Raw genomic sequence first — 6,603 nt, 5'->3', positions numbered from 1 at the left:
TGAATAAAGTATTCACCTTCATGTTCAGCGACTTTACCAATAATTTGTTTGACACGACGTTGGACGACTTCGGTAATAAACCCCCAAGCTTTACCTTTACGGTCAACAGAAGTTTGGCGTACTTTAACGCGATCACCATTAAAGACTAGACGTAATTCACGTTCAGGTAATAGTACATCATCCTGACCTGCGATATTGGCCGTACCCAAGCCTTTACTGTTGATATAAACCGTTGCTTCATGGCTCGGTAAATCGGTTGCAGGTTGGTATTTAAAACCATCTTTCATTAACTGACCGTCACGAACCATTGCACTTAAGCGATGGTTCAAGGCATCAATACTTTTTTGATCTGGGATATTAAAGTGGTCAACCAGCTCTGCATGAGACTGTGCAGTTTTTAATTGTTCTAATGTACTTAGAATAAGAGTTCGGCTAGGGATAGGATTATCGTAACGTTGCGCTTCTGCTTTTGCTTCGGGATCGGCCCAATTTTTAGTCATATCGTTTCATTTCACATCTGGCAGATCGGTTTAGCATAAGTCATTCAAACTCTAACTGCACGTCAAAGATTGCAAGATTCTGTTTATTGTGCCGATCTAAATAAAGGAGAGAACACTATATTAACAAGCGTAGCGCTAAAAATGACGAAAAAATATAAGAATTGGTTAAAAAACATTTGATTGATTTAAAAAAAGAGAAAAAAACAGGATCATCCCTTGTGTAATACGGTTTTAGTTTGTATTATTGCGCTCGTGTTACGGTGAGATGGGTGAGTGGCTGAAACCACATCCCTGCTAAGGATGCATACGGGTAACTGTATCGAGGGTTCGAATCCCTCTCTCACCGCCACTTTACTTAAAGCGCTCATAGCTCAGCTGGATAGAGCACTTGGCTACGAACTAAGGGGTCGGGAGTTCGAATCTCTCTGAGCGCACCAAGTAAAGATTAATGTAACACACGCCTGAATAGGCACATAAGTAATGCGCTCATAGCTCAGCTGGATAGAGCACTTGGCTACGAACTAAGGGGTCGGGAGTTCGAATCTCTCTGAGCGCACCAACTTAAAGAAATTAACCGCTTAATTGCGGTTTTTTTTGTGCCTTATGCCTTTGCCTTAATTTTCTGTACAAACACTGCATTACCGCCAACTGCTGGCAATACGTCATGATATGGCAGGCTTCGCATTGCCCTGAGTAAAAAAGGTGCTTTTTCATCAATTTTCATGCTGGTGGTCATTTTCAATAAAGCACCCTGATTAAGCTCGGTAAATCCCATCTGGCCTTTAATAAAACGCAAGTCACCACCATTGGCATAAAAATTATTTTCGCTGGCATTTGGATAATTAAAATGCAGTTTAAAGGCAAATGGAATATTAATGACACCTAAGCCCACATTGACCTGAATATCTGCATCCTGTCCCTGATTCTGAATAGGGGTGGTCACCACCTTTTTGATTTGCCGAGGGAATAAATCCTTATAGGCCAATGGAGTGAGCCATTTCTGTAGCTGTTGTGGTGTCTGTTTATAAAACTGATAGGTGGTGGAAAACCGCATGGCTTCACGTCCATGCGTGTACATGATGCTGGTCGGGGCATGCAGAAAGCTAACGGGTTGCTGTGATGTCTGGCTGAGCTGGGCGATTTTTGTGAGCTGGGTTGCATTGAGTTGAGGGCTTGGCATTTGCCCGCCATCAAGTGGGGCAGTGTTTTTTCCAATAAAACGGGTTCTTAAAGCCTCTAAAACAAAGGCGTTGCTAGTGCTGGGAACTCCAAACTTGACCTCAGGAATTGCGTTTAAAATTTTCTTTAAAATAAATCCTTTCGGTTGGTTGAGGTCACCCCACTGGGTTAGTGTCACCAGGGTCCGATGCTCATCCAGTGCAAACCATTCCAGTTTTCCGACCCCATAGGGAATGGGAGCGTCAATGACCAGACTGGCGATGCTGTTCGGCTTGATCTGGTGTTGCAGCGTGACGTCCTCATTGAAATTGAGTACAGGAATTGGTGTTGGAATTGAGACCTTGTATTTCACCTGTACGATATTGCCCGACTGTTCAATGGTCTTGGCTGATTTTAGGGTTGGAAACAGTCCCACATAATGACTAAAGTCTGTCAGCGTTTTCGCCACCTGTTGTGTATTGGCAGGGACGATGATGGCAGCGGAAGTAAAGCTGACAGTGGGTTGAGGATTGCTTTTCAGGGTGGGTACTGAAGTTTTTACCGCAGGGTGACCATAAATAAAAATAGTGTCCTGAGTATAACTGGCCAAGAGCTGTGGATTGTTCTGAAAAGGCTGCAAGGCACTTGGGATATTGTCTGTCCATGTAATGATTTGAGTAAAACCAATTTGACTTATCCCGAATAAAATACCTGTACATAGCAGGCGGGTAAAATAAGACATAACATTCCTTTGATTTTTTATACGTGACTGAGCTGGAAATTCAGCATTTCAATCTTGATCAATGCCAGTAAATTGGAAAATAGTTATAAATTTTTTTGTGTGTAAAGAATAGCCATATTGTGTAAAACAACGTCTTAGCCACTAAACTGGTATAATATTTACGCCCATCCATGATGAAACAAATTGAAGTCGAGCATGTCTGAACAACGTCCAGCGCTATCCCTGCGTTATTACCTGAATTTAGAAGAATCCCAGGATGGTTTTGCTTTAGTGACCTTTGGTAAAAAGACCTTTACCCGTTTTTTAACCCCACTGATTAGTATCGCCATTATTGTATGGGGTATTTATCTTGGTTTTTCGGGTGTGGGGCGTTACTACGTTGCATTGGGGGCCTTTTTCCTGATCATGCAGGGGCTGATGCGCTATTGGTTGCTGCCGATGTTGTTTAAACGACAGTTTGTCCGTTATCAGTTTGGCAAGAGTGAACAGGGCATTGACCTGTATCAGGATCATTTTGAGCTTTATGCCACAGGTAAAAAGCAAAGTGCGCAATATGCCGAGGTGCAGTCTTTCGCCATTGGTAAACTGACCTATATGCTGGAACTGAAAAACCATACCGTGGTGATTGTGCCAAAACGGGCGTTTACGGATTCAGCAGCGCAAAGTAAATTTGAAAATAGCTTTAAAAAATAAATAATCTTGCTAATAAATAAGGAAATGCCATGAGCACCTCTCCATCAAAAATTGTGTGTGTCGGTCGGAACTATGCTGAGCATGCAAAAGAGCTTGGCAATGTGATTCCAGATCGCCCGATTTTATTTATGAAACCTGCAAGTAGTTTGGCGACTCTAGCGCAAGGCATTACATGGAACAAGGCCTTGGGTGAATGTCACTATGAATGTGAAATCTGCCTGCAAATTGCACATCCCCTGTCTGGCGAAACAGATCGGGAAAAAGTACTGGAGGCGGTGGGAGCACTGACACTGGGACTGGATTTAACCCTGCGTGATTTACAGGGTGAGCTAAAAGCCAAGGGGCATCCGTGGGAACGTGCCAAAGCATTCGATGGCGCATGTATTCTGGGGGAGTGGATTGAAACCGATGAGATTGGTGACCTACAGGAACTTGAACTGATCTTGACCATCAATGGTGCCGAACGCCAGCATGGTTTCACCAAAGATATGATATTTGATATTGCCGATTTACTGATTGATATTAATCAGGCATTTAGCCTACAGACAGGTGATGTGATCATGACGGGAACACCAGCGGGTGTAGGTGCTTTACAGCCAAATGATCAACTCACCCTAAAACTGATTACCCAGTCTGGGGAATACGACTGGAATACTTTTGTCCGACCATAATCATGCATTTACAACATGCTGCGGGTTAAGTCTGAAAGTAGCCAATGACTCGCCTGTTAAAGTCATTGGCTATGCAGATTTATTTCGGTTCTGTCGACATCTCAAAGATGGTTGAAAGAGGAATAGACAGTTTAGCCGCCAAATAGTCGTTGCTTTCAATCAGGGCTGGGCCAAGTCGCTCCATCCATTCATCATTCTGATGCACATTGAATACATCAGGGCGTAGAGGTAAAGGATAAGGAAGAGCGGTAAAGAAACTCCAGAAATCAACCTGCGCCAAATTCCGTACCAATACATATTCATCCTTATCTGTGCGCTTGATGAGATTTTGATTTTCAAGTTGCAGGATATAGGCAGGTAAACGCCCCAATTCACCACGACCAATAATATCCAGTAGTTCCGTTTCACTGACACTTTCACCGATTTGCTGTTTTTTATAAAACAGCTCCAGCATGTCGAGTAACATCAAAATTGGATGGCGCTTTTGCTCCTTGCCTAAATTAAATGCAGTGAGGGCATAGCTGACTTCCACACCCAGTAAAATGATGTTCCAGGACAAATAGATCCAGAGCAGGAAAATGGGAACGGCAGCGAATGCACCATAGACAATTTCATAGCTAGTGAAGTTGCTCATGATCCAGCCAAATAAACGTTTCAGGGTTTCAAAAACCGTTGCACTAAAACAGGCGGCAATCACTGCTGAAAAGATCGGGACAGTGCGGTTTGGAATGGTCCAATATAAAATGAAAAAGCCAGCAATCGTAAGTAGAAATGAAATCAACCATAAGATTAATGAACCATTGAGTTGATAGCCTGCAAAGTTGTTGCTGAGAATGTTCATTGAGGCGACAGTTGAGGAAAGTACAAACGCACTGCCTAAAATGATCGGGCCCAGTGAAATAATGGTCCAGTAACGCATAAAGCCAATCAGGCCTGTACGGGTTTCCTTGACCCGCCAGATACGATTGAAAACGGTTTCAATCGAAGACAGCATCAGTACGGTGGTGACAAAAAGAAATAACACCCCAATCACGGTGAGGTTACTGGATTTTTCGGTAAATGCGTTCAGTGCCTTGTCAAAGGCAATGGTGCTTTTAGGCAAAAAGTTGCTGTAGATCAGTTGTTGCAGTTGTTGTCGGGCAGGTTCCAGTGCCTTGATGGAGGAAATGATAACCAGAAAAACGGTCAGCATAGGGACAACGGCAAACAGGGTGGTATAGGTGAGGGAACCCGCCTGGTCCTGACAGCGATCGGCCTTGAAACGCCGTAACACAAATACAATAAATTGAAACCATGTTTTTTCTAAAAAAGGCAGTTTGTTTCGATATCGTTCGAAGATCATGGGTTCATCCTATTGTTTTAATCAAAATCCTATGCGTTTCACAGAACTTATTACCGCTAAAAATATAAAAAATATCGTATAGTGTTCTTTTTAACAAAATTATTGAAAGTAATGCAACCTTACGTCCTTGTTCTTTATTACAGTAAATATGGTTCAACCAGACAGATGGCACACCTGATTGCAGATGGAATTGAGGCTGCGGGTGTCACTGCCCGTATTCGTACCGTTCCAAATCTGGCCACTGTGGTGACTGAGGCTGAGCCGAGTATTCCTGCTGAGGGAGACATTTATTGTACCCTGGATGATCTCACCCATTGTTCAGGTTTGGCGCTTGGTTCACCAACACGTTTTGGCAACATGGCCAGTGAAATGAAATATTTCTGGGATCAAACCACCAGTTTGTGGCTGAATGGCGCATTGCACAATAAACCTGCCTGTGTGTTTACCTCTTCAGGTTCAATGCATGGTGGGCAGGAAAGCACCTTGTTGACCATGTTACCGCCATTATTCCATCATGGCATGATGATACTGGGCTTACCCAATTCAATCCCTGCATTATCCAATACCAAAACAGGCGGCACCCCCTATGGTGCAAGTCATGTCAGCGGTCCACGCCACGATCAAGGTTTAAGCCAAGATGAAAAAACATTATGTGAGGCGCAAGGTAAGCGTTTAGGCGAAGTGGTCAAGGCGTTGGCTGCAAAGTGATAAAATAAAAGCCATAGCAGAATAGTTTTCCGCTATGGCTTTTATTTTTATATCTCTACTAATACGGTGTCTATTTCTTGCATGATCCGATTTGTTTCGGTCAACGCAACAATGATTTTTTGATAATGCAAAATATCTTCAAAATCTAAAGCCCGATCTTTACGGTCTTTGAGCCATTTTTGAGCAGGTTGATAACCGCCAATATAAAAAGTCCATGCCACTTCAGGCACATTGGCAAAGTATTGCGTGTCGTTAATATAAACATGTCCATCTTTATAGATTGGTTTTTCGACGATATTGCCGCCGTCTTCTGGATATTGAGTAATGTATTGCTCAACGGTTGGACTTTCGAGCAAGTGAATGCGCCGTAGTTCGCCACCGAGTTTGACCAATTCAATAAAGGTTTTGGTGTTAGTTGGATATGGCACACGTGGAAAGTCGATTTTTAGAAATTCTTTGTAGGTTTCTCGATACTTTGGCGAGTGTAAAACTGCATAGATATAGTCCAGTAGGTCTATTGGCGCAAATGTACCGTGAATGTCTTCTTTTTCATCGGTAAAGCTTAAGCCGATCTTGGATGCGATCTGTTCGACAATGTCTTGATTTAAATTAGGCGTGCGGATCGCTTGCTTGTCTAAAGTATTTTGGGTGGTGTCATTATAAAGATAGAGAGGAAAAATATAATTGTTATCCAGCGATGAGCTAATGCTTTTGTCGGTAATATTTTGTGTAATGAAATAACAGCTTGCATCATTTCTCCTACTTCGTGTAGAGCTGATTGCTAAATTT

General features: G+C 42.7%; 6 protein-coding genes, 3 tRNA genes and 1 pseudogene. 6 read left to right on the top strand and 4 right to left on the bottom strand.

Annotated elements, in window-relative coordinates:
* Positions 1–500 (bottom strand): annotated as a pseudogene (locus B4H32_RS03910) (ribonuclease R); the annotation flags it as partial.
* A gap of 259 nt (positions 501–759) precedes the next feature.
* Between B4H32_RS03910 and B4H32_RS03905 the strand changes: the two are divergent.
* The 3 genes from B4H32_RS03905 to B4H32_RS03895 all read left to right on the top strand — a co-directional run bounded on the left by B4H32_RS03905 (position 760) and on the right by B4H32_RS03895 (position 1,059).
* Positions 760–849: transfer RNA gene (locus B4H32_RS03905), tRNA-Ser, on the top strand.
* A gap of 11 nt (positions 850–860) precedes the next feature.
* Positions 861–937, top strand: a tRNA-Arg gene (locus B4H32_RS03900).
* 45 nt (positions 938–982) lie between these two features.
* A tRNA-Arg gene (locus tag B4H32_RS03895) sits at positions 983–1,059 on the top strand.
* A 42-nt stretch (positions 1,060–1,101) separates the two neighbouring features.
* Here B4H32_RS03895 and B4H32_RS03890 read toward each other — a convergent pair.
* A complete protein-coding gene (locus B4H32_RS03890) occupies positions 1,102–2,400 on the bottom strand; it encodes an SRPBCC family protein (RefSeq protein WP_004683243.1) in 1,299 nt (432 codons plus the stop codon).
* A 195-nt stretch (positions 2,401–2,595) separates the two neighbouring features.
* Between B4H32_RS03890 and B4H32_RS03885 the strand changes: the two genes are divergently transcribed.
* A complete protein-coding gene (locus B4H32_RS03885) occupies positions 2,596–3,093 on the top strand; it encodes a YcxB family protein (RefSeq protein ID WP_004678548.1) in 498 nt (165 codons plus the stop codon).
* Positions 3,094–3,122: 29 nt separating this feature from the next.
* Positions 3,123–3,764 (top strand): fumarylacetoacetate hydrolase family protein, encoded by a 642-nt coding sequence (locus tag B4H32_RS03880; protein WP_004678545.1) that lies wholly within the window; start codon positions 3,123–3,125, stop codon positions 3,762–3,764.
* 79 nt (positions 3,765–3,843) lie between these two features.
* On the opposite strand, the gene B4H32_RS03875 is transcribed toward B4H32_RS03880, so the two are convergent.
* Positions 3,844–5,106: a YihY family inner membrane protein gene (locus B4H32_RS03875; RefSeq protein ID WP_004678543.1), complete on the bottom strand. Its 1,263-nt coding sequence runs from the start codon at positions 5,104–5,106 to the stop codon at positions 3,844–3,846.
* A gap of 111 nt (positions 5,107–5,217) precedes the next feature.
* Between B4H32_RS03875 and wrbA the strand changes: the two genes are divergently transcribed.
* Positions 5,218–5,814 carry an NAD(P)H:quinone oxidoreductase gene (gene wrbA / locus B4H32_RS03870; RefSeq protein WP_004757105.1) on the top strand — a complete coding sequence of 199 codons (597 nt, stop codon included), beginning with the start codon at positions 5,218–5,220 and terminating at the stop codon, positions 5,812–5,814.
* 47 nt (positions 5,815–5,861) lie between these two features.
* Here the strand turns inward: wrbA and B4H32_RS03865 are convergent.
* A partial coding sequence (locus B4H32_RS03865; protein ID WP_349677406.1) for a type ISP restriction/modification enzyme occupies positions 5,862–6,603 on the bottom strand: 742 nt, incomplete at its 5' end.

Origin of the sequence: Acinetobacter sp. UBA2063 (assembly GCF_002333245.1) — a bacterium.
In the GTDB taxonomy this organism is placed as follows: domain Bacteria; phylum Pseudomonadota; class Gammaproteobacteria; order Pseudomonadales; family Moraxellaceae; genus Acinetobacter; species Acinetobacter parvus.
Note: the sequence above shows the minus strand (reverse complement) of the source record. Positions and strands in the feature narration are given on the sequence as shown.